The 25,422-nt window shown below is 35.7% G+C and carries 29 protein-coding genes, 1 tRNA gene and 2 riboswitches; of the genes, 24 read left to right on the top strand and 6 right to left on the bottom strand.

What is annotated here, in order from left to right; translation table 11 throughout:
- The first annotated feature begins 586 nt into the window (after nucleotides 1-586).
- The 9 genes from NFR27_RS08655 (at nucleotide 587) to NFR27_RS08695 (ending at nucleotide 9,198) form a co-directional block, all read left to right on the top strand.
- Entirely contained in the window at nucleotides 587-1,090 is a 504-nt protein-coding gene (locus NFR27_RS08655; RefSeq protein ID WP_251444002.1) for a GNAT family N-acetyltransferase, read from the top strand.
- Between the two features lie 46 nt (nucleotides 1,091-1,136).
- Nucleotides 1,137-2,399, top strand: a complete 1,263-nt coding sequence (locus NFR27_RS08660) for a nickel-dependent lactate racemase family protein (RefSeq protein WP_251444005.1) — start codon at nucleotides 1,137-1,139, stop codon at nucleotides 2,397-2,399.
- Nucleotides 2,400-2,656: 257 nt separating this feature from the next.
- On the top strand, nucleotides 2,657-3,022 hold the full coding sequence (locus NFR27_RS08665; RefSeq protein WP_251444008.1) for a MarR family winged helix-turn-helix transcriptional regulator: 366 nt from the start codon (nucleotides 2,657-2,659) through the stop codon (nucleotides 3,020-3,022).
- Nucleotides 3,023-3,254: 232 nt separating this feature from the next.
- Complete coding sequence (locus tag NFR27_RS08670) at nucleotides 3,255-4,361, top strand: NADH-dependent flavin oxidoreductase (RefSeq protein ID WP_251444011.1); 1,107 nt, start codon at nucleotides 3,255-3,257, stop codon at nucleotides 4,359-4,361.
- Nucleotides 4,362-4,604: 243 nt separating this feature from the next.
- Nucleotides 4,605-5,582 (top strand): ABC transporter substrate-binding protein, encoded by a 978-nt coding sequence (locus tag NFR27_RS08675; RefSeq protein ID WP_251444014.1) that lies wholly within the window; start codon nucleotides 4,605-4,607, stop codon nucleotides 5,580-5,582.
- Nucleotides 5,583-5,807: 225 nt separating this feature from the next.
- On the top strand, nucleotides 5,808-6,428 hold the full coding sequence (locus tag NFR27_RS08680) for a 3'-5' exonuclease (RefSeq protein WP_251444017.1): 621 nt from the start codon (nucleotides 5,808-5,810) through the stop codon (nucleotides 6,426-6,428).
- 230 nt (nucleotides 6,429-6,658) lie between these two features.
- Nucleotides 6,659-7,375: a deoxyribose-phosphate aldolase gene (deoC, locus tag NFR27_RS08685; protein WP_251444020.1), complete on the top strand. Its 717-nt coding sequence runs from the start codon at nucleotides 6,659-6,661 to the stop codon at nucleotides 7,373-7,375.
- A gap of 87 nt (nucleotides 7,376-7,462) precedes the next feature.
- Nucleotides 7,463-8,779: a thymidine phosphorylase gene (locus NFR27_RS08690; protein WP_251454988.1), complete on the top strand. Its 1,317-nt coding sequence runs from the start codon at nucleotides 7,463-7,465 to the stop codon at nucleotides 8,777-8,779.
- A complete protein-coding gene (locus NFR27_RS08695) occupies nucleotides 8,776-9,198 on the top strand; it encodes a cytidine deaminase (protein WP_251444024.1) in 423 nt (140 codons plus the stop codon). The genes NFR27_RS08690 and NFR27_RS08695 overlap by 4 nt, the downstream gene beginning before the upstream one ends.
- A 160-nt stretch (nucleotides 9,199-9,358) precedes the next feature.
- Here NFR27_RS08695 and NFR27_RS08700 read toward each other — a convergent pair whose 3' ends face one another.
- Together NFR27_RS08700 and NFR27_RS08705 are read right to left on the bottom strand one after the other, a co-directional pair.
- Nucleotides 9,359-10,189 (bottom strand): MetQ/NlpA family ABC transporter substrate-binding protein, encoded by an 831-nt coding sequence (locus NFR27_RS08700; RefSeq protein WP_251444027.1) that lies wholly within the window; start codon nucleotides 10,187-10,189, stop codon nucleotides 9,359-9,361.
- Between the two features lie 91 nt (nucleotides 10,190-10,280).
- Nucleotides 10,281-10,374, bottom strand: a riboswitch (SAM riboswitch).
- A 124-nt stretch (nucleotides 10,375-10,498) separates the two neighbouring features.
- A complete protein-coding gene (locus tag NFR27_RS08705) occupies nucleotides 10,499-11,332 on the bottom strand; it encodes a MetQ/NlpA family ABC transporter substrate-binding protein (protein ID WP_251444030.1) in 834 nt (277 codons plus the stop codon).
- A gap of 137 nt (nucleotides 11,333-11,469) precedes the next feature.
- A riboswitch (SAM riboswitch) is annotated at nucleotides 11,470-11,561 on the bottom strand.
- Between the two features lie 458 nt (nucleotides 11,562-12,019).
- Between NFR27_RS08705 and NFR27_RS08710 the strand changes: the two genes are divergently transcribed.
- From NFR27_RS08710 to NFR27_RS08745, 8 genes are all read left to right on the top strand, one after another.
- Nucleotides 12,020-12,298: a helix-turn-helix domain-containing protein gene (locus NFR27_RS08710; protein ID WP_251444033.1), complete on the top strand. Its 279-nt coding sequence runs from the start codon at nucleotides 12,020-12,022 to the stop codon at nucleotides 12,296-12,298.
- Between the two features lie 30 nt (nucleotides 12,299-12,328).
- Nucleotides 12,329-13,021 carry a hypothetical protein gene (locus NFR27_RS08715; RefSeq protein ID WP_251444037.1) on the top strand — a complete coding sequence of 231 codons (693 nt, stop codon included), beginning with the start codon at nucleotides 12,329-12,331 and terminating at the stop codon, nucleotides 13,019-13,021.
- A gap of 324 nt (nucleotides 13,022-13,345) precedes the next feature.
- The gene (locus NFR27_RS08720; RefSeq protein WP_251444041.1) at nucleotides 13,346-13,750 is read left to right on the top strand and encodes a hypothetical protein; all 405 of its coding nucleotides are present in this window, start codon (nucleotides 13,346-13,348) and stop codon (nucleotides 13,748-13,750) included.
- Nucleotides 13,751-13,789: 39 nt separating this feature from the next.
- Nucleotides 13,790-14,554, top strand: coding sequence for a zinc-ribbon domain-containing protein (locus NFR27_RS08725; protein ID WP_251444043.1), 765 nt, complete (start codon nucleotides 13,790-13,792; stop codon nucleotides 14,552-14,554).
- Between the two features lie 41 nt (nucleotides 14,555-14,595).
- A complete protein-coding gene (locus NFR27_RS08730) occupies nucleotides 14,596-15,144 on the top strand; it encodes a zinc-ribbon domain-containing protein (RefSeq protein ID WP_251444046.1) in 549 nt (182 codons plus the stop codon).
- 34 nt (nucleotides 15,145-15,178) lie between these two features.
- Nucleotides 15,179-15,499, top strand: coding sequence for a hypothetical protein (locus tag NFR27_RS08735; protein ID WP_251444049.1), 321 nt, complete (start codon nucleotides 15,179-15,181; stop codon nucleotides 15,497-15,499).
- Between the two features lie 16 nt (nucleotides 15,500-15,515).
- Nucleotides 15,516-16,739 (top strand): hypothetical protein, encoded by a 1,224-nt coding sequence (locus tag NFR27_RS08740; protein ID WP_251444052.1) that lies wholly within the window; start codon nucleotides 15,516-15,518, stop codon nucleotides 16,737-16,739.
- Between the two features lie 46 nt (nucleotides 16,740-16,785).
- On the top strand, nucleotides 16,786-17,013 hold the full coding sequence (locus tag NFR27_RS08745) for a hypothetical protein (RefSeq protein ID WP_251444055.1): 228 nt from the start codon (nucleotides 16,786-16,788) through the stop codon (nucleotides 17,011-17,013).
- A 267-nt stretch (nucleotides 17,014-17,280) separates the two neighbouring features.
- Here the strand turns inward: NFR27_RS08745 and NFR27_RS08750 are convergent.
- The 4 genes from NFR27_RS08750 to NFR27_RS08765 form a co-directional block, all read right to left on the bottom strand.
- Nucleotides 17,281-17,371: transfer RNA gene (locus tag NFR27_RS08750), tRNA-Ser, on the bottom strand.
- A 201-nt stretch (nucleotides 17,372-17,572) separates the two neighbouring features.
- Nucleotides 17,573-18,028: a helix-turn-helix domain-containing protein gene (locus tag NFR27_RS08755; protein ID WP_251444058.1), complete on the bottom strand. Its 456-nt coding sequence runs from the start codon at nucleotides 18,026-18,028 to the stop codon at nucleotides 17,573-17,575.
- Between the two features lie 202 nt (nucleotides 18,029-18,230).
- Nucleotides 18,231-18,446 carry an Ada metal-binding domain-containing protein gene (locus NFR27_RS08760; RefSeq protein ID WP_251444061.1) on the bottom strand — a complete coding sequence of 72 codons (216 nt, stop codon included), beginning with the start codon at nucleotides 18,444-18,446 and terminating at the stop codon, nucleotides 18,231-18,233.
- Nucleotides 18,447-18,576: 130 nt separating this feature from the next.
- Complete coding sequence (locus NFR27_RS08765; RefSeq protein WP_251444065.1) at nucleotides 18,577-19,371, bottom strand: carbon-nitrogen family hydrolase; 795 nt, start codon at nucleotides 19,369-19,371, stop codon at nucleotides 18,577-18,579.
- A gap of 180 nt (nucleotides 19,372-19,551) precedes the next feature.
- Between NFR27_RS08765 and NFR27_RS08770 the strand changes: the two genes are divergently transcribed.
- The 7 genes from NFR27_RS08770 (at nucleotide 19,552) to NFR27_RS08800 (ending at nucleotide 25,405) form a co-directional block, all read left to right on the top strand.
- Nucleotides 19,552-20,364 (top strand): polysaccharide deacetylase family protein, encoded by an 813-nt coding sequence (locus NFR27_RS08770; protein ID WP_251444069.1) that lies wholly within the window; start codon nucleotides 19,552-19,554, stop codon nucleotides 20,362-20,364.
- Between the two features lie 19 nt (nucleotides 20,365-20,383).
- Complete coding sequence (locus NFR27_RS08775; protein ID WP_251444072.1) at nucleotides 20,384-21,331, top strand: phosphodiester glycosidase family protein; 948 nt, start codon at nucleotides 20,384-20,386, stop codon at nucleotides 21,329-21,331.
- An 8-nt stretch (nucleotides 21,332-21,339) separates the two neighbouring features.
- Nucleotides 21,340-22,242, top strand: a complete 903-nt coding sequence (locus tag NFR27_RS08780; RefSeq protein WP_251444075.1) for a hypothetical protein — start codon at nucleotides 21,340-21,342, stop codon at nucleotides 22,240-22,242.
- A gap of 110 nt (nucleotides 22,243-22,352) precedes the next feature.
- Entirely contained in the window at nucleotides 22,353-22,673 is a 321-nt protein-coding gene (locus NFR27_RS08785; protein ID WP_251444078.1) for a hypothetical protein, read from the top strand.
- Between the two features lie 234 nt (nucleotides 22,674-22,907).
- Nucleotides 22,908-24,314 carry a pyruvate carboxylase subunit B gene (locus tag NFR27_RS08790; RefSeq protein ID WP_251444081.1) on the top strand — a complete coding sequence of 469 codons (1,407 nt, stop codon included), beginning with the start codon at nucleotides 22,908-22,910 and terminating at the stop codon, nucleotides 24,312-24,314.
- Nucleotides 24,315-24,694: 380 nt separating this feature from the next.
- Nucleotides 24,695-24,922, top strand: a complete 228-nt coding sequence (locus NFR27_RS08795; RefSeq protein WP_251444191.1) for a PhzF family phenazine biosynthesis protein — start codon at nucleotides 24,695-24,697, stop codon at nucleotides 24,920-24,922.
- A 15-nt stretch (nucleotides 24,923-24,937) separates the two neighbouring features.
- On the top strand, nucleotides 24,938-25,405 hold the full coding sequence (locus tag NFR27_RS08800; protein WP_251444084.1) for a YbaK/EbsC family protein: 468 nt from the start codon (nucleotides 24,938-24,940) through the stop codon (nucleotides 25,403-25,405).
- Nucleotides 25,406-25,422: the final 17 nt, after the last annotated feature.

A 25,422-nucleotide genomic window follows, 5' to 3' on the forward strand; every position in this document is an offset into this window, starting at 1 on the left:
ACACAGTAGTTAAGCTCGTAAACGCCGAAAGTACTTGGCTGGAAGCGGCCTGGGAGGATAGGTAGTCGCTGATTAATAAAAGCAAAGGGTCATACCGAAAGGTATGGCCCTTTTGCTTTTACTGATGAGCTACTGAGTAACTCATCAGGTTAGTTTCCAGCCAACATAGTAGGAGTATCTCTAAGTGTTAAAGCACAATAGAAGCAGTCCTGGTATGCAGAGAGCATAATTTATAGGAGCAAAGTGACGCATAAATTATTGCGAATCGCATAGTTCGGGGCGTAAGATTTCTCTTCGAGAAATCCACAGCATCCGAACGGACGTATTTAATATGTACTAAGTGTGACGCACAAATGGGTGTGAATCTTTTAGTTCGCAGCGTAAAATTCTTCGAAGAAGAATTCACAGCTGTCGAACAGATAGGAAAGAATACCGTGTTTTAGAATCTGCTTCCTATCCTCCCAGAAGCTGGGAAAAGTAGTGAACCAGCTTTGAAGGACTGTAAGAACTCCCCAATGTGCTTGATAATATGATATAATTGATACCATCATAAAATATACTTTGAGTAGAGAGAAACGAGGTTTATATGAGCATTAATATTACAATTCGTCGTGGGGAACGACAAGATATTGCAGCCTTATTAGACATATATAATTATGAGGTACTCCATGGTGTAGCAACGCTGGATATACGTCCTAGAACCATTGAAGAGTGGACTGAGTGGTATGAGGCACATAATATCAAAAACCACCCTTTACTTGTAGCTACTGTTGAAAATACGGTAGCTGGATATGCAACTTTATCAGAATATCGGAGTAAAGAAGCTTACTCAAGTACCGTTGAATTGTCTATTTATGTGGGGCCTGATTTTCGGGGAAAGGGAATAGCAAGTCGTTTAATGGCAGATATATTACAACTTGCTAAAGAGGATCCAACGGTGCATTTGGTTGTATCAGTGATTACAGCTGGTAATGAGGCTAGTGTAGCTTTACATAATAAATTTAATTTCACTTTTTGTGGTACTATTCGTGAGGTTGGAGTCAAACAAGGGCGTTATTTAGATATTGAAAATTACATGTTACTAGTTTAAACTAAAATATAAGTATAGTTTAGTGTTAATTGATGGAGGATTACTGATGAAAACATATTCGTTTCATTATGGAGAGCAGATGATTGATTGTACTTTGGATGAAAAGCGTGTTATTGGGGAATTACATATGGCTGAAACGCCAGTTATTGTTGATCCAGAATCTGCTATTCGTGATGCATTAGAAAATCCCATTGATTCTAAACCACTAAAAGAATTAGTAAAACCTAATGAAACAGTTGCTATTATTGCAAATGATACAACGCGAATTGCTAATACGCATGTATTTATGCCCATTATACTAGATTATCTTAATGAGGCAGGTATCCCAGATGAAAATATTAAAATTGTATTTGCTTTAGGGACGCATCGTGATATGACTGAAGCTGAAATGATTAGCGAAGTGGGCATGGAAGCGGCTGGTCGTGTAACAATGATTAACTCTTCCGCTAAAAAAGCTGATGATTTTAAATATGTAGGCACCACTTCTTTTGGCACGGAAGTATATTTAAATCGTCATGTAGTGGATGCAGACCATATTATTTGTACAGGTTCCGTAGTTCATCATTTCTTTGCCGGTTTTGGTGGTGGCCGAAAAGCTATTTTACCAGGGGTAGCATCTTATGAAACAATTCGTCAAAACCACAGTTTGATGCTTGATGAAAACGCGACTATTGGACATTTAGAAGGCAACCCAATTTATGATGATCAAATTGAAGGTGTGGCTATGTGTCCACCAACATTTTTGTTAAATGTTGTATTGAATGGGGAAAAAGAATTCACTGGGGTGTTTGCTGGTCACTATATTACGGCCCACAAAGCAGCTTGTGATTTTGTAAATGCTCAAAACGGGGTAGAAATTGAACGTCAAGCACCTATTGTAATTGCCTCTACAGGGGGTTACCCAAAAGATATTAATATTTATCAATCCCAAAAAACGATGGATAATGCTGTGCGCGCTGTAGCGCCAGGTGGTGTAGTTATTTTATTAGCTGAATGCCGTGAGGGCTCTGGGTCGGCTATTTTTGATGAAACAGTTAATACTTTTGATTCGATTCAAGCTATTGAAGATTCTGTTCGTCAAGATTTTCAAATTGGACGTCATAAGGCCTATGCAGTAACACGTTTGATGAAAAAAGTAGATTTTTATTTACTTTCTAGTTTAGATGATGCATACGCCAAAAAGGCCTTTTTTACACCTGTACATTCTTTGGAAGAAGCCCTTCAGTTGGCTGATGCTAAATTGGGCAGCGATGCTGAAATTTTACTTATGCCTCATGGTTCTTATACAGTTCCAATTGTTAAAAAATAAAATACATTGACATAGGAAAAAGAGAAGTCTTATACAATAGAAATAGCCCCTTAGAGCTAATATAGTTCTAAGGGGCGTTTTTATTTTAGTGTTTAAAGAAAATTAGCACTTGCATTTTTAAATAATTCGATGTATACTGATATAAGTAAATGCATGTGCATGCATTTTGTGAAATATAAAATAAATATAAGTCAGAAATTTAGACTGATAATGATAGAGTCATTTATTAATTAAATCGCCTAAAGGGGGGTGGACATATGGCTTATATACTTAATTGGCTAGCTGATTTACGACGGATTAAAGAAATTTCAGAAACCTTGGAGAAAGAATTAACAGCTCGTTCGTCATTAAATTTAAATGGCTATTATGTGCTTTATTTTTTAGCGCATAGTGAAGAAAAAAAATTGCGTTTAAACTTATTACAAGAGCAAATGGGATTAAGCCAAAGTGCTATGTCTCGTATGATCGTTCGCATGGAAGGGATGAATTGTGGTTCTATTCAACGCGTTAGTTGTGAGTGTGATAAGCGCGGAGTATATATTGCTATTACAGAATGTGGTTTGAAACGATTAGCGGAAGCAGAACCGATTGTGGAAGACGTATTAAAGAGATTTTATGCGTAAGATTGGTAATTCCGATCTAAGCAATGATGAGACGTGATTATTGCTTAGGTCGTTTACATATATTAAATTATTAGTAAAATATATGCATGAGCATTCATTTATAAAAATGTATGAACATGCATGGATATAGTGATTGATAAAGTAGAATTGATGGTGAATCAGTCAGTTTGTGGGAATGATTTGTAATTTAGTTAACTCACAGCTGTTGGTAATAAATAAAGGAGAGTTAATAATGAAACAATTAACAGAGCAAGTACGTTTACGAAATGGTGTGGTATTAAAGAATCGGTTAGCGATTCCGCCAATGACAACACGTATGAGTTATTATGATGATACGGTAACTGGTGATGAAATAGCTTATTATGGAATGCGTACAGGCGATGTAGGATTATTTGTTACAGGCGTAGCACATATTCAACCAAATGGGCGAGGCTGGACTGGTGAATTGGGTGTATATGATGACAAGTTTATTTCCGGTTTAAGTCGCTTGGCAGCTACGATGAAACAGAATGGCACCAAAGCAGTGCTTCAAATTTTTCATGCAGGGCGCATGAGCGATAGCAAAACTTTAGAAGGCGAGCAGCCAGTAGCGCCAAGTGCTATTGCTTCAGCTCGTGAAGGCTCTGAAGTACCACGTGAGTTGACAAATGAGGAAATTGAAGAAATTATTGAAAACTTTAAAGCAGCTACTGTACGCGCTATTAAAGCGGGGTTTGATGGTGTAGAATTGCATGGCGCTAATCATTATTTATTACATCAATTTTTCTCACCGCATTCTAATCGCCGTAACGATCAATGGGGCGGTTCATTAGAAAAACGTTATACCTTTATTGAGCGCGTCGTAGATGGCGTTTTGAGTGTAGTTAAAGAGATGAATGTACCTGACTTTATTGTGGGCTATCGTTTTTCACCACGAGAAGAAACGGATCCAGGTTTTAATTTAGAAGAAACTTTATGGCTAGTAGATAAATTGGCCGATAAAGAATTAGATTACTTACATATTTCGTTAACTCGTTATGATCGAGCTACTAATCTTGAAAAATATGCTGATAAATCTATGTTGCAGTATGTGTATGAAACGATTAATGGCCGTTTGCCATTAGTATCTGTGGGGGATATTCATAACCGTGCTGATTTAGAAGCAGCGCTACAATATTCTGATATTGCAGCGGTTGGTATTGGTGTATTAATTGATCCTAAATGGTTTGCTAAAATACTAGCTGGTCGAGATAATGAAATTCGCCATACCTTGAATTTACAAGACAAAGACTTATTGATGATCTCCAATGGGACATATACGTTTATTGAAATGAAAGCGCCTCATTTGTTAGTAAAATAAGTCTTTGGTGAGCCTTTTTCAGAGTATATAGTTGTTAAGTGGCTGCTGTATAGGAGGGGCAAATTCTCTATTTCATTTTGAAAGGGGGGATGACCTAGTAAATTAAAACTTGAAATATATAAAACTTCATAGTATACTATTTTATAAATTTAACTCATGGGAGTTAAATACTAATCAAGTGTTTTGATTAGTGTGTAGAATGGTAGAAGTTGCATTAGGCAACGCGTAGAGAGGAGTTTTTATATGTTTAAGCGTAGTATGGTAAGTGTAATGGTGGGCCTTTTGGGCTTAGCATTGTTAGTAGGTGGTTGCGGCACTGGTGGTGCTAGCCAAGATGGAAAACTTCGTATTGGTATTTTACAACAAGTGGAACATCCTGCTTTAGATGCTTCAACAGAAGGTTTTAAAGCTGGCTTGGCAGAACGTGGTTATACATCTGACAAGGTTGAACTGGACTTCCAAAATGCTCAAGGTGAGCATTCTAATATGGAAAGTATTACGAGTCGCTTTGTTTCCGATAAGGATAATCTTATTTATGTAGTGGGTACGGCAGCCTCCCAAATTGTAGCGAATGCAACTAAAGAGATTCCTATTGTAGGCGCCGCTATTTATGATTACAAAGGTACTGGTTTAGTTCATTCCGTGGAAAAGCCAGGAACTAATGTAACCGGTACTACAAATTTTAACCCTGTGCCGAAACAGCTCGATTTAATTTTAAAAGTATTACCAGGCACTAAGGAAGTAGGCGTTATTTATTCGTCTAGTGAAGTTAATGCACAGATCCAAGTGGCAGCTTTTAAAGAATATGCAGCCACTAAAGGTATTAAAGTAGCGGAAGAAACCATTACTAGTGTTAATGATATTCCACAGGTAGCTACGAACTTAATTAATAAAGGTGTAAAGGTTATTTATACGCCAACAGATAATTTAATTGCTTCAGCTATGCCTAATTTAGTAGCTGTAGCGGAAGCCGCTAAGGTGCCAGTTTTTGTATCCGATGGCATGTTAATTGAAAAAGGCGGCTTTATGGGATATACTGTTGATTTTTACCAATTAGGTGTTCAAGCAGGCCATATGGCAGCTGATATTTTAGATGGGAAATCTAAACCCGCCGATATGCCTGTTCAAATGCAAGCGACTATGAAACTTGCCACGAACCCTGAGATGGCTAAAAAATTGGGGATTACAATTCCTGATGATTTGCCTCAAGAAGCTAAATAGTTAGCTCTGTTTTACTTAATATTGCACATATGACACCGTAAGGACGATAGAAGGTTAAGATTCCATGAAAATCTAACTTTTGAGCGAACTTACGGTGTTTTTGTATGGCAAAAAGATGATAAAACCTATCATATGGGGTATAATAAATAATAGGAGTTTTCGATATAGTAAATATTGTATTGTAAGATACTGCTTATAAAGATATATAGTATAAAGGAGTTTAATATGATTGATTTTGTAGCGATAGATTTTGAAACCGCTAATAAATATGCTAATAGTGCTTGCTCATTAGCAGTAGTAACAGTAGAAGATGGACAGATTACTAAACGAGGCTATAGCTTGATTAAGCCACCATTTATGCAATTTGATGAAGAATGTATTGCTATTCATCAGATTCAACCGCAAGAAGTGATGGATAAACCTACCTTTGATGCCCTCTGGCCCGCTATTTATGAAAATCATTTAAAAGGTAAATTAGTGATTGCTCATAATGCTAAGTTTGATATTGGTGTACTGCGAGCTACATTAGACCATTATAATATTGAATGGCCTGAATTAGACTTTACATGTACTGTAAAAATTTCAAAACGAGTTTGGCCTGACTTGCAGAATCATAAATTAAATACAATGGCTGCTTACTTAGGTTATGAATTTAAACATCATTATGCCTTAGATGATGCTGAAATTTGTGCACAAGTAGCCATTGCAGCGGCTAAAAAGCGTGGTGTTCATTCTATGGAACAATTGTTAGCTAATATAGGCTTAGCGAAGGAGTCTTTTATTACGGATGATCGCCGTGAAAAAGTAAAAGAAGAAGCAGCTGGCGAACAGATGTCATTCTTCTAAAGGTACTAAGTTTTTTAGGATAGTTATAAAAGATAATAGGAAAACAGGTAATTAGGTACTAGGTAATTAGGTACTAGGTAATTAGGTACTAGGTAATTAGGTACTAGGTAATTAGGTACTAGGTAATTAGGTACTAGGTACTATTTACTATTTACTATCTATTATCTACTAGGTACTAGACATTAGGTAATAGGTAAATAGGACAAGCCTTCTGGTTTAAGGAGCTACTGATGGATAAAAAACAATCACAACAGACATATACGGGACGTGATATATTAGCTCACGTAGATCATACATTACTAGCCCCTACAGCGACGTGGGCACAGATTCAGACCTTGGTAGAGCAAGCATTGGCATTTAAGACGGCCTCCGTGTGTATTCCTCCAGCTTATGTGAAACGTGTAAGAGAGACTTATGGAACGGGTATTACAATTTGTACGGTAATAGGTTTTCCCTTAGGTTATATGACAACAGAGGCAAAAGTGGCAGAAACAAAAGAGGCCCTAGCCAACGGGGCTGATGAAATCGATATGGTAGTTAATCTTGGCACTGTCAAAAATGGCCAGTATGCAGCTGTGGTAGAAGAAATTAAGGCTCTTAAAGACGTATGTGGTGAATCGATTTTAAAGGTTATTATTGAAACTTGCTATTTGACGGAGTGCGAGAAGATTGTTCTTTGCCAGGCTGTGACAGATGGCGGTGCCGATTACATTAAAACATCCACTGGTTTTGGTACAGCTGGAGCGACCTTAGAAGATGTGCTCTTATTTAAGCAATATATAGGACCAAACGTGAAAATAAAAGCAGCAGGTGGCATTCGCTCTATAGAAGATATGCTAGCCTACTTAGCAGCTGGTTGTGAACGTATTGGTGCTAGTGCAGCCGTTGGTTTATTGGAGACACGGCTAGATGAGACTTTATCCTTAAAAAGTATAACTGATCTGTAGAAGTATATTGCATTTGCTGTTACTTATACAAATTAATGGCTGATAGTGTCCTAAATAACTCAAGAAATGAGAGGTAAGCCTATGCATATGAATGAGCTGATTTTAAAAAAACGTAATGGTGGCACTCATAGTGAAGCGGAATTTACATATATGGTAACTGAGCTTGTTAAAGGCACAATTCCTGACTATCAGATGAGTGCTTGGCTTATGGCTGTATATTTTCAAGGCTTAACAGCTGAGGAAACAGCGGATTTAACAATGGCTATGGCTCAATCGGGCGAACAAATTGATTTGTCGAGTATACCAGGAGTTACAGTAGATAAGCATAGTACAGGCGGTGTAGGAGATAAAACAACCTTTATAATAGCCTCCATTGTAGCCGCTTGTGGTGTGCCGGTGGCGAAGATGTCAGGTCGTGGTCTGGGACATACAGGAGGCACCATTGATAAATTAGAAGCAATACCCGATGTGAAGGTAGAACTTTCTAAGGAGGAGTTTTTTCAGATTGTACGCACCGTAGGCGTAGCCGTTACAGGGCAGTCGGGAAACTTAGCGCCAGCTGACAAATTGCTATATGCTTTGCGTGATGTGACTGGCACAGTGGATAGCATTCCTCTTATCGCTTCTTCGGTGATGAGTAAAAAAATAGCAGCAGGCAGTGAAGCCATTTTGCTAGATGTTAAAGTGGGCAGTGGTGCCTTTATGAAAACCTATGAAGACGCCCTAGAATTAGCTGAAATGATGGTAGCCATTGGTACTCATAACCAACGTAAAACAGTGGCCTTAATTACTGATATGGATCGACCTTTGGGTCAAGCTATTGGCAATGCTGTAGAGATTGCCGAAGTTGTGGCTACTTTGCAGGGGCATGGTCCAGCCGATTTGGTCAGTGAATCACTCGAATTAGCAGCTAATATGTTGTATTTAGGGGGCAAGGGGGATTATGAAGCTTGTCATACATTGGCGAGTGATACTTTAAAAAGTGGGCAAGCATTTACTAAGTTTTGTGAAATGGTTGAGGCTCAAGGTGGCGATAGCTCTGTGCTAATGGAGCCAATGTTTAAGGAGGCCGCTTATAAGGAGGCCATATTGGCTCCCGTTTCAGGTTATATTATGCATATGGATGCTGAAACTTGTGGACGGGCTGCGTTACTATTAGGAGCTGGACGTTATACTAAAGCGGATATTCTTGATTATAAAGCAGGTATTTGGATGTTGAAAAAAACAGGCGATAAGGTTGTGGTAGGAGAGCCTATTGCCTATGTGCAGAGCAATACAGCAAGCACCTTAGCAGAGGCTAAAGAGCGATATATTTCAGCCTTAGAATTTGGTACTACGAAGCCAGTTACAAAACCTTTGGTGTGGGCTCGTGTCAGTGAAGAAGGGACGGAATCATATATATGAAAGAATCAGTTATATTAGCGAATTCTTCAGTAGATATAGGCGCTGTTCTATTAAAGGCGGCTCATGAGGCAAAACAGAATTCTTATAGTCCCTACTCAAAGTTTGCTGTTGGCGCTGCTGTACTTTGTAAGGATGGGACTATATTTACCGGGTGCAATATAGAAAATGCATCATTTGGACTTACTAATTGTGCGGAACGAGTAGCGATACAGACTGCTGTGGCAGCGGGGTATAAGGAATTTCAAGGGATTGCTATTGTCGGTGATTCAAAGGGACCGTGTATGCCTTGTGGAGCCTGTCGCCAAGTTTTAGTGGAGTTTAAAATACCTCTAATTTATTGCGAAACAGAGACAGGTGATAGCATTAGCTACACCTTAGAGGACATATTGCCTCATAGTTTTGGCCCTGGGGATTTATAATATTTATAATAAAAGCGAGTTAGTCGTATACACCAGTGTGGTGATTTTACGGCTAACTCGCTTTGTGTTTACAAGGAAAATAAACTTACTAGAATATTTAGTGAAGTAGTATTCCCTAGTATAGTTATTGTATTGTAAGGATTACAAGATTATATGATCCTTAGAAGGCTGGTAAAATAGCCCCTTTGTATTTGTCATCAATGAATTTCTTGATTTCTTCGGATTGAAGCGCTTTCATCAATTTTTGGATTTCAGGACGGCTTTCATCGCCTTTACGAACTGTTATGATGTTAGCATATGGGGAATCTTTATCTTCTAAGAATAAAGCATCTTTAACAGGATTTAAGCCAGCTTCTAGGGCAAAGTTAGTATTGATAACTGCTAAGGCTACATCGTCTAAGCTACGAGGCAATTGTGCGGCTTCTAATTCTACAAATTCAAGATTTTTTGGATTGCTTACAATATCTGTTTTAGTGGCATAAATATTGTTAGGATCTTTTAATTTAATTAAACCTGTTTTTTCAAGTAAAAGAAGGGCACGACCACTATTACTTGGATCATTAGGAATTGCAATTTTAGAACCATTTGGTAATACGGAATCTAAGTTTTTATCTGTAATCGTTTTGGAGTAAATCCCCATTGGTTCGATATGAACTTTACCAGCGGAAACAAGGTCCATTTTGTGTTCGCTGGCAAATTTATCCATATATGGGACATGCTGGAAGAAGTTGGCATCTAATTCTTTATCATTTAAGGCTAAGTTAGGTTTTACATAGTCTGTAAATTCGATGATTTTTAAATCAATGCCTTCTTTTTCTAATAATGGTTTAGCTTGCTCTAAGATTTCACCATGGGGTACTGGAGATGCACCTACCGTAATTGTTACTTTGTTAGATGAACCAGTTGAGCTGCCTGTGTCACTACCACAACCAGCAAGTAATAAGGCGCTACCAAGAATAGCTGTGGCAGCTAGGGATAAAAGTTTTTTCATACTATACCTCCTCAGGTTATACAGTAATTAAGAAACATCAGATGAGTTAATAAAAAAAGATGGCCTCGGACACCGAGCCATCACTGCTTGCGCGTTGTATCTCTCGGTATATACCGCAGGAATTAGCACCATCGAATGGTTGCCGGATTTCATAGGGCCAGTCCCTCCATCACTCTCGATAACGTTTCATATATAATTCTTTGGTAAGTATATCATGAGAGGACAAATTTGTAAAGCAAAAAGAAAACCGACTCTGTGGGGCAGAGTCGGTTCGTATTGGTTCATAGTTTGCTAGTGACAATAGATATGTTAAAATGCTGGCAAAATGGAACCTTGATATTTATCTTCGATGAATTTTTTAGTGTCTGCCGATTGAAGGGCTTTTACTAATTTTTGAATTTCAGGACGATTTTCATCACCAGGACGTACGGCAATTAAGTTAGCGTATGGTGAGTTCTTATCGTCTAGGAATAAGGCATCTTTAAGGGGATTTAATTGGGCCCCTAACGCATAGTTGGCATTAATAACAGCAATATCTACATCGTCTAGACTACGTGGTGTTTGTGCCGCTTCTAATTCAACAATGTCTAAGTTTTTAGGATTAGAAGCTATGTCAATTTTGGTGGAGTAAATATTGCTAGGATCTTTTAGTGTGATAAGTCCAGCTTGTTGTAATAATAGCAAGGCACGACCCGTATTAGTAGGATCATTAGGAATGGCTACTTTAGCGCCATTAGGAATTGACTTTTGTAAATCTTTGTCTTTTATTTTGTTGGAATAAAGACCCATTGGTTCAATATGAACGGCACCAGCAGATGCAAATTTCATATTGTGTTCTTCTTCAAACTTTTTCATATATGGGATATGCTGGTAGAAGTTGGCATCTAGTTCTTTATCATTTAAGGCTAAATTAGGTTTGATGTAATCGCTAAACTCAATAATTTTAAGTTCAACTCCTTCTTTAGCTAATTTGTCTTTTACCTGTTCTAAGATTTCTGCATGTGGTACCGGTGAAGCTCCCACAGTTAAGGTTACTTTTTTGTCAGAACCTGCGGCGGCATTGCCTTGATCATTGCCACAGCCAGCGAGTAATAGAGCGCTACCTAATACAAATGTAGCGGCTACGGATAAAAACTTCTTCATAAATGAAGCCCTCCTTTTTCTCAAATAAAAATATGTATGAAATTTATTATTAATTTTGCATCCCCAATACAAAATTAATATAGCGATAGGGTAATAAAAAAACGATGCCCTCGGGTATTCCGAGTCATCGTTACTACTTTTTATCTCTCGGTATACGCCGCAGGAATTAGCACCATCGAATGGTTGCCGGATTTCATAGGGCCAGTCCCTCCATCACTCTTGATAATATCGCTATTGAATTTCTTTGCTGATTATAGCATGAAGAAAAGACAGTTGTAAAGTAGGAAAATATATAAATTTATGAATTTAGTAGGAATTAAGTTGTTGGTAGTGTTTATTAAGTCTTAGCATATATTTTAGTGTTTATATGAAATTTTATTTTTGAAAGTTTATTTATAAGATTAGAATATAGAACGAAAAAATGCGTTTAATTTTATTTGAAATTCATAATATAAAATTATAATTAATTATAAAAATGATGAAGCGACTGCTTTTTTGCAGTCGCTTTTTTCATTTTTATGATTTTTGAATTAGGTTAATTATTTTAATAAATCAACTTAATGTTGGCTTTTGATACCATTTTTAGGTTGATTAGAACCATTATTAGAACAATAAATATCTGAAAATATGTCATACTAAAAATGAGAACTTTGCTATAGCAGATATATTAAGAAAGGTTGGATTGATGTGGTTGATGTATCGGTTGTAATGAAGCAGATTGGGGTGAAAATCGAATATTTTCGAAAAATAAAAGGGTTGAGTAGATCAGAATTGGCTGAAGCGATTAATATGAGTGTTAATAGTATAGGAAGAATAGAGCGTGGTAATTATAATAAATCCATATCTGTTCATACTATTATTGCGATAGCAGAGGGCCTTGATATAGAGTTCACTAAAGTTTTAGAATTTAGCGATCAAGAAAAAGCAAGGTGGGAGGTGTCAGATTTTAAAAATTTTATAAAATAAGCTAGTTTGTAGTTATTTGGAGGGATTTTCTTGTTTGAAGGAAACAAAATTATATTAATTCTGGCATCTATTGTGGTAGGAGCTTTATTAAATTTAATGCGAGATAAAAAAATATCTCTTAAATTAATTGCTTATAGTTTTGGCAGCTTTTTATGTATTTTTGAATTTATTACAATTTTTACAGATATTTATGATAAAAATTTAATTCCAGAAATTGGCTTAATTGTAGGATTATTAATATTGGGATATATAAAATTTATAGACAAAGAAAAATATTCTTTTATTCATCGATTATTTCAATGGTCTTATTTATCTTTATTTAACTCGTGGTTTTTTAAAATATTATTAAACAATTTAGCCTCTGGCTCTATAACAATAATCATAATTACTATTATTAATTTAATAGTAATTGTATATACTGTACCAATTATAATTAATTCAATTAATTGGAATCGTGGATATTTAATTATTAAATTTAACGAAGTAATGGATGATTTTATTAATGCAGGAATATGTTTATTGAGTAGAATTGATCAAATTATTATACGAATATTACTGCATATATATTTTCTCGGCCTCCCAATATTAGCGCTAAATAATATTGAAAAATTAATTATAAAAAATGGGATAACTGAAACTATTTTAGTACTTTTAAGTATCCCTATTATTTATATAGTTTTATTAGCTAGATATAAAAGAATAAATGAGCGTAAAGTTTTTTAAATATGCTTTTAAATTATAAAATTTAATATTAGTCTTATTTATGGTAGAAAAGGAGTTTTTTATATGGCCACATTATTTAGTAATTTTATTAATATTATTGCTTTGATTATTGGGGGTGGCTAACATTTAAAGTATATTGCTCTTTGGCAAAAAAATATAATATAGTATCATTTTCAGGATTTATAGGGCATATGTGGGGGCATTTAGATTTATTGATTTCCTCAATATTAATTGCTGGATTAATAATGGGTATACCGTTGTATATTGGAGAAAGTTTATTAAAGTGGATAGGAATTTTATAATTTTTGATAGGGAGGGCTAATTATGAACTTATTAACTTATTTTAGACAAAAACAATCTACAAAATTATTTCTTTTTATATTACTTTCTATTTTATTGTTAGTTGGTGGGTGCGGTTATGATGATAATGTAAAAGTCGTACGAAATGGAAACTTTTATGATTATCCTAATATACCTATTGGTGAAGCTTTTGATGATTTTTTTGAAGATAGCAAATGGGAATCTTTTACTAGTGATGATAATCGTATTATTGTAGATTTTAAGGGAAAATGTCTCTATAACGATAAAAAGGCTAATGTTCATATGCAATTTACGTTATATAATAATCAGTCATTTGAAGTTACATACAGTAGTATAAATGATGTTCCAATTAATATTTTAATGCATGGAGGTTTAATTTATAAAGTGATGGACTCTTATGAGAAATAAGTGCATTGTATATTTATATAAAATCTATAGGAGGATAGTATGGAAAAGTTTTGTTCTAATTGTGGAAAATTATTGGATAAAGATGCCAAATTTTGTGGCGCTTGTGGTAAAAGCTTAAAAAGAAATAGTGTAGATGTAGTAATGAACACGATAGACTCTAATGTTGAGAAGTTAGAAAAAAATAGTGCAGAAGTAATAAAAAATAAAGTTATTCCTACACTTGATAAGGTGGGCGCGAAAATACATGAGGACTTTTGGGAGCCAAAATTAAATTCAGAAGAACAAGTATTTATTGAAGATAAAGGCTTTATTGATTCTTTTTTTAAAAAAGATGGGAGATTAAATAGAAAACCTTATATTTTTCGTTTAGTAACAATTCATTTATCTAGATTTGTTTTTATGCTTACACTATGGTATTTACTCTCCGATGATTATGGAAATGTGTCAAGCCCTATTGAATGGTTACTGATTGCGCTGGCTATGTGTTTTGTATATTCTAATTACTGTATAAATGTTAGGAGGCAACAAGATTTAGCAACCTTTGATGAGGATGTAGAAGCGAATAGTGAGGATAATGATAAAGATGATAAATTTTTTCTTTCTAAAGCTATTGTTTTTTTAGAATTTATGGCATTACTAAGTGTCTTTAATGATGGACATACATTACGTGGTACTACAAAATTATATAAAGACCTTGAACCACTTTTTATCATAGGTGCGTATTTTTTCCTATTATATTTATCGACAAAGAGAGGAACTAAAGGAAGAAATCAATATGGACCCGATCCATTAGAACACAAATAATTCTATTGCTTTATATTTTATGATAGAAAGAGGTTCTTTAAATGAAATATATTTGTACACAGTGTAATGCTGAAAATTCAGGTGATAATAAATTCTGTTACAATTGTGGTGCTAGGCTTCAAGAAACAGTTAATTTAGATGATAGTAGTTTAGTAGAGTCTAATGATAATACGCAAGAGGAAATAACAAATAATAATGTCCCCCAATTGGATAATAAAAAAAGAATAATAAAATATATATTAGGGGGATTATTAGTAATATTAGTCGGTTTTTTGGGTGTTCATTTTTTAGGATTTGGAGATACTGCCTATATCACTACTGTACAAACTATGCAATTAACAAAGTCTGAAACTTTAGGAGATAGAGTAACAAGTGTCTTACTTATAGAAGGGGGGAAAAATGCAAGGGTGGAAAATATAAAATGGACTGTTGTTAGGGAGAATAAGAAAGGTAAGATAGTAGAGGCACGCCTAAATAAAACATTGTGGGTTGAGATACAAACATATCAAAGAAAAGATATGATTTATGTAGATCCCGGCGATATAGTATTGCATAATAAAACTTACAATAATAGTAGGATTCTATTCTAAGTATCACTAAAATATTAAAAGATAGGATATACAAATGAAAAAACGTTGTTTATTATTAGGTATAATGATGTTCTTTACAATAGTTCCTAGTTATGCAAGTGATGGAATTACGGCTAATGCATTAATAGGTAAATGGATTGCTATTAAAGACAGTACTACAATGACCATTACCAGTAATGCTATTAATAAAGCACCGTATTATTTACGGGATATAGAAAGGGAAGGTGAATTAACTAAAATTTCTATAATTATAAATGGAAAAAATATTTTAACATTTATATTTGCAAATAATAATCCTAATTTATTTAAATTAATACGTAGCGATTCAACTGAAGGAGAGTATTATTCAAGATAATGGAGATTTAGTAGAGATGGCTGGGCATTCGTTAAAAAAATTAAAAATATTACTGTTGTTATTAGTCACATTAACACTTTCTATTGCTTTATTTGGGTGTGGAAATAATGAAAACTCTTCACAAAATAATCAAGTTATTACAAATACCTCAGAAAATGATAAAGTAAAAAATACAGAAGATTCTGCAGATAAAAATAACCCTTTTAGAGAATTTAAAGATACTAATAATTCACTTAGTCAATATTTTTATTGGACTAATCATGTAGGCATTAATGCTTTTAATGAACAAAGAATAAAAATTTTAGAAGTTTTAAGAAACTCCAACAAGAGTGATGCAAAGATGATCCCTCTTACAAAAGGGAGTAATGGACTTGTTGAAACTGCACCAGGAGGTAATATTGATTATTTGTATTTTGGTCCCATAGAAAATAAACGGCCTAATGGAGAAGGGCTTTTATGGAAATCTACAGGTATTTTAAATACTTCTCAAAAAAATATTTCGAGAGGAGAGTTAGTGTTTATTGGAACATTCATTAAAGGTAAATTGTCAAGCGAATATGTTCTTGCATTTTATCAGGGAAAACTATACTATGAAGGCTCCATAACTAATATAACGCAAATTTCTTCAATACCAAAAGAACATGACGAACCTAATAGTATTAACGAAGGCTTTTACTATATATCACCACAACAATTTTTTTATGCAAAAATATTAGAAGGTTTATCTTTAGAGAACTCGATATCTCTTAATAATCAATATTATTTGATTAATGATTTTGATCCATTTAATCAATATACCGAACAGAGTTTTTTCCAGTCGTTCTTTAGAGGTTATTACTTATCTGATATTGCATTATATGAGAATATAAGTACTGCTTACTATGTTGACGATGGAAAAATTAAACTTAAAGTAGCTCCTAAATTTGATATTGAAAACTTAATGTTAAATAAGATTTCAGACAGACGTATTCTTAAATATGGTGATAATGGAAATTTAGAATACGATATTATTGGTGATATTAGTGGAATCGGTGTTGTTCATGAAGATTTACTAACTGGGAAAAAACCTCATTATAGGCTCAATGGGAAATCGGGAACTATCTATTATCCGAATGGCAAAATTAAATATCAAGGTGAGTTTGATTTTCGATTAGCTCCTCATGGATTCGGAACTTTATACAAAGAAGACGGCACAAAAGATTATACAGGGCAATGGGAGCATGGAAAATATAATCCTTAATAAAAACAAAATATAATAATTGTTAAGGCTAAAATAGGAGGGTATTATGGAATCTATTAGAGGTATATTAATGGTTATTGCGATAATTTGGTTAACATATCGCATATATAGAATTTTAGCTAGTAAATATCAAATTGTATCATTCTCTGGTTTTATAGGGCATATGTGGGGTCATTTGGATTTACTAATATGGTCATTTATAGGCGCATGTGCGGTTGTAGGACTTGTTTTAAATGGTATTGATTCTATATTTGGAACTAACTTGTTAAAATAAAAATTGTTAACTTTTTTTACCACCTAAGGGCTAAGCCCTTAGGTGGTTTTTGTTGTGCTAAAGCTCTTATTTTGATGATATAAGCAAGTTTATTCTTATAATATGTAATGAAAATAAGTATAAGGATTGTATGCTTAACTAGTAATACTAAAGAAGAGTTACTGACTTAACTACTTTATAAGAGTGGTTACAAAATAGTCATGATTAAAAGTATTAGGATTTGGAATAAAAAAAGAACTGTCTAGTAAACTAGACAGTTCTTAATTGTGGCGGAGAGAGAGGGATTTGAACCCTCGGTACGGTATCACCGCACACATGATTTCCAATCATGCTCCTTAAGCCGCTCGGACACCTCTCCATATGGCGCTACTTCATGTAACGTACTTTACTATTATAGAAGAAAGTAAAAATCTTGTCAATCCATAAAAAATAAAAATTTAAATCAGTCAGATGGGGCAAATTTGAATCTTTATAGTCGCATTAGTACACGTCTCATTGTAAAGGTAGGGGATAGTTATTCGATTACCTACGGTGTATGCAATTTGAGAGGGGGAGTATCTTAACAGTATTTGTGTAATTCTTCGCGATAATGTGCTAGTTTAATTTCGTCAGGCGAATAGGTAAATAGCTCGCTAATGGCTATGTCAAAAACCTCAGCTACTTTTAATAGAATATCTAAGGTAACACCTTCTATGCGATAGCCTCGTTCAAGGCGAGAAATGTAACTCGTGCTAATGCCTGTTTTTTCAGAGAGCTCTTTTTGGTACCAACCTTTTTCTTTGCGTAAATGGGCAATTTTACAGCCTAAACAGGTATAAAAAGCTTGCCCTTTTAAGGGTGTATCTACTGAGGCAGTAGGGCAGAGTGGATTTAAGAAGGCTGCTAATGCTAAGGCTGATTTGCTATTTGGTTTAAGTCTAAACGTTTTTACATGACTGGTGTTTTGTTTTTGTAAAGTTATTTCACTTGGTTTTATTGAATGGGTATTTGTTAATTTTGAAATTATGGTTGACACCACATACGCCTCCTCGTTGTGGTAATAGGGATAGATTAAATAAACAACTATATATTACTCCTAATCACATGTATTGTCTAATGTTTTGTGTCAATAAACATGTTGTTAATATGATTAATTAACAAAAAACGCTCATTTTTTCCCTAGCTAAAAGAAAAAATGAGCGTTATATCGTATTAGATTAAGGTATTAGATTAGCGTATTATGGTTTACATACTTTACAAGGTACATAGCCATTATTAATAGCTTCTTGGCGACTATCAAGATATACACGATTGTAGTCACTAATTTTTTGCGCCCCGCGGCAGTCATCGTAGTGGAATTTACTCGTTCGTGCATTCCCCGAATACGCAAACGTTGGTAAAGCCATGGTGAGTAATAAGGTGGCTACCGTAACAGATTTAATAAATATATTCATACCAGTCACAACCTTTCTTTGGTACTACATAAAACTATCATTTACCGCCTAGCGGATAAATGTAAGCAAGGTTTTGAGTTATTATTGTCTCAGTTCGGCTTTTTGTGTATGATATATGTTTATATATTGGTTAGTCTAAATGATACATATTGGGTTTTCGATCTCTAAAGACATTGATTTTGCGGCGAATATCGTCTGTAACACTTAAATCAATCGTGCCAATAGCAACTTCTTCAGAATCGCCTAGATGCAATAGTTCATCGCCCCATGGATCAAGTAATAAAGAATTTCCGGCACATTTTATTTTACCAATATAGCCACAAGTATTGACTGCGCAGAGAAACATTTGGTTTTCAATAGCTCGTGCTGTGTTTAAGATTTCCCAGTGGCGCTGGCGCATAGTAGGCCATTGAGCGGGCACAAAGAACAAGTCGACTCCTTGTAAAGTTGTAGTGCGGATGATTTCAGGAAAACGAATATCATAGCATGTTACACTGGAGCAAGGTATTTCATCTAAGTAGAAGCGGTGAGTTTGTTCGCCCCCTTGAAAAAACTTATCTTCTTTGGCAGGTGTAAAGCTATGAATTTTATCATATTGTGAAATAATAGTGCCTTCGCGATTTACAATATACGAAGTATTATATACTTTATTATCCCGTAAGGTAGCCACCGAGCCACCCACAATATTTACCTCATGTTTTTTAGCTAATTGACTAAGTAAAGTCTGGGTGCGCTCCCCATTTTTATCAGCCTCTTGTGGCAAGTGGTCGGTGGGGTAAAAGCCAGTATTCCAGGTTTCAGGTAAAACTAGAATATCGGGGCTTTCTTTAACGGCCGTTTCCACTAATTCTTCCACATGATAGTAGTTGCGATCTACATCCCCAACGGTTACATCCATTTGTAATAGGGCAATTTTTTTTTTCATTACATACTCCATTCAAAACGACAAGATGGTCGTAAACAAGAAGTTATATACTATATGAATTATAATATAAGTATAGGGGGAGATTTAAAAGGCTGTCAATAGGCATGGGCTGTTTGTTTGTGATATAATATACCTTGTATAATTGTTTTTAAATACAATAAAATAAGTAGGAGGCAATTTATGAAACGTTTCATAGTAGTCTTTGCCTTGCTTGGGAGTTTATTGATGCTCTTAGCAGGTTGTATGTCTGAAACGAAAGACACAACGGCTAGTGCTGCACAAGCACAACCACAGAAAGTAACTAAAACAGTAGCGACGGCAGTACCAAAGGGTATTCCTGTGCTTATGTATCACAAAGTAGGGCCAGAAGAAGATAATGATGCGGTCATTCGTGAGGATTTGTTCAGAGCCCAAATGAAGCTCTTACACGATAAAGGTTTTAATCCTATTACGATGGAACAATTAAATGATTATGTTCGTCATGGTAAGGCGGTGCCAGTTAAACCAGTAGTCTTAACCTTTGATGATGGCTATGAGGATACGTATAGCATTGTCTATCCCGTGTTAAAAGAATATGGCTTTGCAGGCACTGTATTTGTTAATCCAGGCGATGTAGGTACGCGTTTAACTTGGGAACAGATTAAAGAAATGCACGATAATGGCATAACTATTGCTAGTCATGGGTATGACCATGTGCGGATGAATGAATTATCTGATAGTGAGCAATTAGCTAATATTGTAAAAGCACAAATGGCGTTAAAAGAAAAATTAGGCATTGATAATCAATGGTTCTGTTATCCTTATGGTCGTGAAAATGAATATTCTCAAAAAGCAGCTACGGATAATGGTATTTTATTGGCTGTAACCATGAATCCAGGTTGGGTCCATGAAGGCGATAATCCGTATGCTTTGCAACGTATTTGGATTGGTAATGCTGTAGATCTCGCTCATTTTGAAGAACGGATAACAACGGAAGAGTATGCTGATTTATAAGGACAGATAGGAGTTAAGGATGAAACGATTTTTTAGTAAAGGGTGGGTAAAATTTATTCTCGTCATGTTTATTTTTACCATGCTTACCTCGCCCATTGTAGTGCTATTTGGCCCTTTTGATAATCTGAAACGTACCGTTGTGGGCGCTATTATGCGCTCGCGCCATCCTCATTACATTACATGGCTGTTTAATCAGGATGAAATCAATATGATTCTAGGCACGGTAAGTACAGTGCGAAGCCAAGATTTATTTAAGTTTAAAGCTCGTGAAGATACAACGCTTAAAATGCGTAAAATTGAGTCAACTCGTTATGTTGGTTATGTACTAGAAATTCCTGACCCTCGTCGTGTAAAGGTGGCAACGGCTAGAAACATTCAAGAAAAAGGGGAAACCGTAAGTAATATTGCTAAGGATAATGATGCGGTAGCCGCTATTAATGCAGGTGGTTTCCACGATCCTAATGGTACTGGTACTGGTCGTTTGCCGTATGGTTTCATCATGCAAGAAGGGGACTATGTGATTGGTAAAGATGTAGGACCTGATGAAGCGGTAGACTTTGTTGGTTTTACAAAAGATGGCAACTTGATTGCTGGCACATACAATAAAACAGAATTGGCTGAAATGAAAGCGGCTGAAGGTATTACCTTTGGACCACCACTTATTGTAGATGGTAAGAAAATGATTACTGATGGTGATGGTGGCTGGGGTATTGGGCCTCGTACGGCTATTGGTCAGAAAAAAGATGGTACTGTTATTTTTGTCGTTATTGATGGTCGTCAACCTGGTTATTCCACGGGGGCAACGCTTCGTGATGTGCAAGATGTACTATTTGAAGAAGGCTGCTATATTGCTGCGAATTTAGATGGTGGTTCTAGTACGACTTTATATTACAATGGTAAAGTTGTTAATAAACCAGCTGACTTGTTAGGTGAGCGGATGATTCCAACCGCCTTTGTTGTGAAATAGGAGGACCCATGGCATCGTTTGGTAAAGTTTTAAGCGCCTTTGTCTTGGGGCTAGCATTACAAGGCGGAATTTATTATTATTTAGATCAAATTTATTTTGCGCCTACTACTGAGTTTGAAGTGACGGCCAGTGATGGGCAAGAAAAAGACGGTAATTTTCCTGATGTAGGGGAAGGCAATAAATACTATTCACAAGGGCATAAATATATGGCCGTTGTAACGCAAGACTCTGTAAAAGTATATACATCTGGTGAGAAAACACCGATAGATATTGATTTAAAGGGGCGTCAAGTTAGTTATTTTGAGTGGTTGCCGGATCGTGACTTAGCGATTATGGGGTTACATGGTGGTGTTGAAGATAATGTAGTATTGGCTCGTTTTGACCCTGAAAGCCCTGAGCATGAAGTGGATACAACCATGCAAGATTTACCAGCAGATAGTAAAATTGTAGATGCAGCGTTTTCAACGGCGACTAATGTAGTGTATATGAAAATTAAGGTTGCTGAAAATGCATACCGAATTTATCGGACCGATGCGAACTATGACACCCGCCGAGTATACATGCAGGCTTCGAATATAGGCCGAATCGCTGTTTTCTATGATGAGGATATCTTCTTCTACGATAATGTTCGCACTGGCGATGTATTTATGTTTGACGGCACTGAAGGTGGTTGGCGGGTTATTAATCCGGCAGGGCGTTATCGTTTAGTTGGCGTTGATAAAGATAAAGATATTTATATTGCTAAAGTTGATGAAGATGACAAAGTCTTATCTGTATTACAAGGCCGATTAGGCGTTGGCTTTGAAACGGTGGATACTTTTAGTGAGCCACAAGAGTTAAAAGATATTACAGTAGCGTCTATCGAAAAAATGATAAGTGATAAACGTTCTAGTGATAATAAAAAACAATAAATAAGCATAAACAGACTTTTGATTTCAATTATGAGGTTTATGCATAGGTAAGTGAAAAGGTCTGCTGTAGCAGGCCTTTTCTTGACTATATGAACTATGAGGAGGTAATTATGGCTAAGTTTAAAATTAAAAAAGGCTTAAGTGATGCGGAGATGTTTAAAAATGTGGTGGAAGAGGAAACCTTTGAAACAGCGATGTTAAAAGGTGAGGCTGAGAGTAAGCGTCCTGCACCGCTACGAAAGTCCTCTAGTAACAGTCAAGAAGCCTTTTACCGTGAGTTCCTAACTGAGAAGGTAGAGACTCAGATTGGTAAACTTTTACTGGATATTAAGATGGAATATTTTAAAGATGGTGTAGGCGATTTTTCTATACAAGTGAAAAAAGATGGCCGAAATATTATAATCGAAACGGCACCTAAAAAAATTAAATAAGATTAAGAAATATATATTTATGAGTAATCCGTATTGTAAATATGTTGACAAAGAAACTCTTTAGTAGTCTAATAGATATGTGAGATGAATACTAGTTCTATTAAGGGATTAGATAGAAAGTATTCGTTATAAGCGTAATTTGAAGGTGAAATGAATTGTAAGCATCTATAAAATGTGGAAGGTTTTATAGGATGGCAGGTTACAATTTATTTCGAAAGTGAAGGAGAAGGAGTTATGAAAGCGAAAAAAGTAAGAATCATGGAAACCGTCCTCCGCGATGGTCATCAGTCCGTTTTGGCAACACGTATGCGTACTAGCCAAATGTTGCCAGTATTGGAAAAATTGGACTCTGTTGGTTATGAAGCGTTAGAATGTTGGGGCGGTGCTACCTTTGATAGCTGTCTTCGTTTCTTAGACGAAGATCCATGGCAACGTCTTCGCACGTTAAAAGCTCATCTTAAAAACACTCCATTACAGATGTTGTTACGTGGCCAAAACTTATTAGGTTACAAACATTATGCTGATGATGTAGTAGAAGCATTTGTTAAAAAAGCAAAAGAAAACGGTATTGATCGTATCCGTATTTTTGATGCGTTGAACGATCCTCGTAACATGGAAGCTGCTATTAAAGCAGGTAACAAATGTGGCGTTCATGTACAAGGTACAATGGTTTATACTATTAGCCCTGTACATACAAATGAAATGTTCGTAAAAGTGGCTGAAGAATTAAAGGATATGGGCATGAATTCCTTGTGCATTAAGGATATGTCCGGTTTATTAGCGCCATATGATGCAGTATCCTTGATTCAAGACCTTAAAAAACGTCTTGGCGATGACATGATGATTGACTTACATAGCCATTTCACTTGTGGTCTTGCTAGTGCTACTTACTTAAAAGCTGTAGAAGCTGGTGTTGATGTAATCGATACAGCTCTTAGCCCATTCGGTCATGCAACTTCTCAACCTGCAACTGAAAGTATTGTTGAAATGTTCCGTGGTACTGAATATGATACTGGTTTAGATTTAGCCTCTCTTCGTGAATTAGCTGAATACTTCCGTGGCGTTCGTAAAGAAATCGCTGATGAATTTGGTATTACGCCAGCTCATGAAGTATTGCCAGAAGTTCGTCATTACCAAATCCCTGGTGGTATGTTGTCTAATACTCAGAATCAACTTCGTGAAATGGGGATGGCAGACAAATTCTTTGATGTAATGAACGAAATGCCTAAAGTACGTGCTGACCTTGGTTACCCTCCATTGGTAACACCTACTAGCCAAATCGTTGGTACTATGGCTATGATGAACGTTAACTTCATGGCTAATGGTATGGAACGTTACCAAATGACTCCTAGCGAAGTTAAAGACTTAGTTCGTGGTAAATATGGTCGTTTACCTGCACCAATTAGCGAAGATATTCGCAAGAAAATTATTGGTGATGAAGAACCTATTACATGCCGTCCAGCAGACCTTATCAAACCTGAATTGGAATTATATCGTCAGAAATTGTCCGAATTAGGTTACCAAGGTTTCACTGATGAAGACGTATTATCCTATGCTATGTTCCCAGAAGTAGCATTACAGTTCTTCGAAAAACACAGCAAACAAGTTATTCTTAAAGAAATCGATCTTCCACGCGAATAATTTGTTATATGTTTAGTCAGTTTTGACTTAAGATATTAATAAAATCAAAGCGTATTATTGGTTCAAAAACCGGCGTTCTTACGAACAATGGTTTTCTCCACCAATAATACGCTTTTTTAGCTAAAGGTAGCATCAAAACTGACTAAGCAAATAAGGGAGGAGGGGGGAGGTGTTCTTACGAACAATGGTTTACTCTGTCGACAACTCTCTTTTTTTTCTAGGCATATCAGACTGACTGAATATAACGGGGGGAGAGAAGAGTTGTAATATATTTCCTCTATTTTATAGTAGGTTAATGTTAGATAGTGTGTTACAATAAGCAATACATAGAGGAGGGATTTTATGAAGCAGTTTATTGTTGATGCCTTTACGGATACTGTATTTCTCGTTCATTTGCACCTAAGCTCAATGTTCCTGAAGATCCAGTTTGTGGCTCTGGTCATTGTCACATAGTACCGTATTGGGCTGAAAAGTTACAAAAAGATTCGGTAGTAGCGTATCAGGCATCTAAACGGGGTGGTACTTTATATTGTTCTATGCAAGGTACTAGAGTAATATTAGCAGGAAAAGCTGCTTTATATGCCATTGCAGAGTTGAAATGTTTATAAGTTGAGAGAGGACCTATGTCATTTGAGAGAGTAAAAACATATTTTGAAAATATTGGTTTGGGGGACCGTGTTAAACTGTTGGAGCATTCAAGTGCTACCGTAGAAGAAGCAGCCATTGCTGTGGGCTGTGAAGCCAAGCAAATTGCTAAAACCATGTCTTTTTTAGTAGAGGAAGAACCTATATTAGTTGTGGTAGCAGGGGATGTAAAAGTAGATAATAAAAAATTTAAAGCAACTTTTCAGAAAAAGGCAAAAATGATTGCTTTTGATGAAGTTGAAGCTTATATTGGACATGCTCCAGGTGGCGTATGCCCATTTGAAGTCAAACCCAATGTTAAAACTTATTTAGATATATCGTTACAGCGTTTTGATATTGTATACCCTGCAGCAGGTAATGACCATAGTGCTGTAAAACTATCTGTGCCAGAATTAGAAACCTATTCTCAATCATTAGGCTGGGTAGATATTGGTAAAGGCGTATAAAATACAGTTAGTTTTTA

The sequence above is a fragment of the Veillonella intestinalis genome (assembly GCF_943192895.1).
Taxonomy (GTDB): Bacteria; Bacillota; Negativicutes; order Veillonellales; family Veillonellaceae; genus Veillonella_A; species Veillonella_A intestinalis.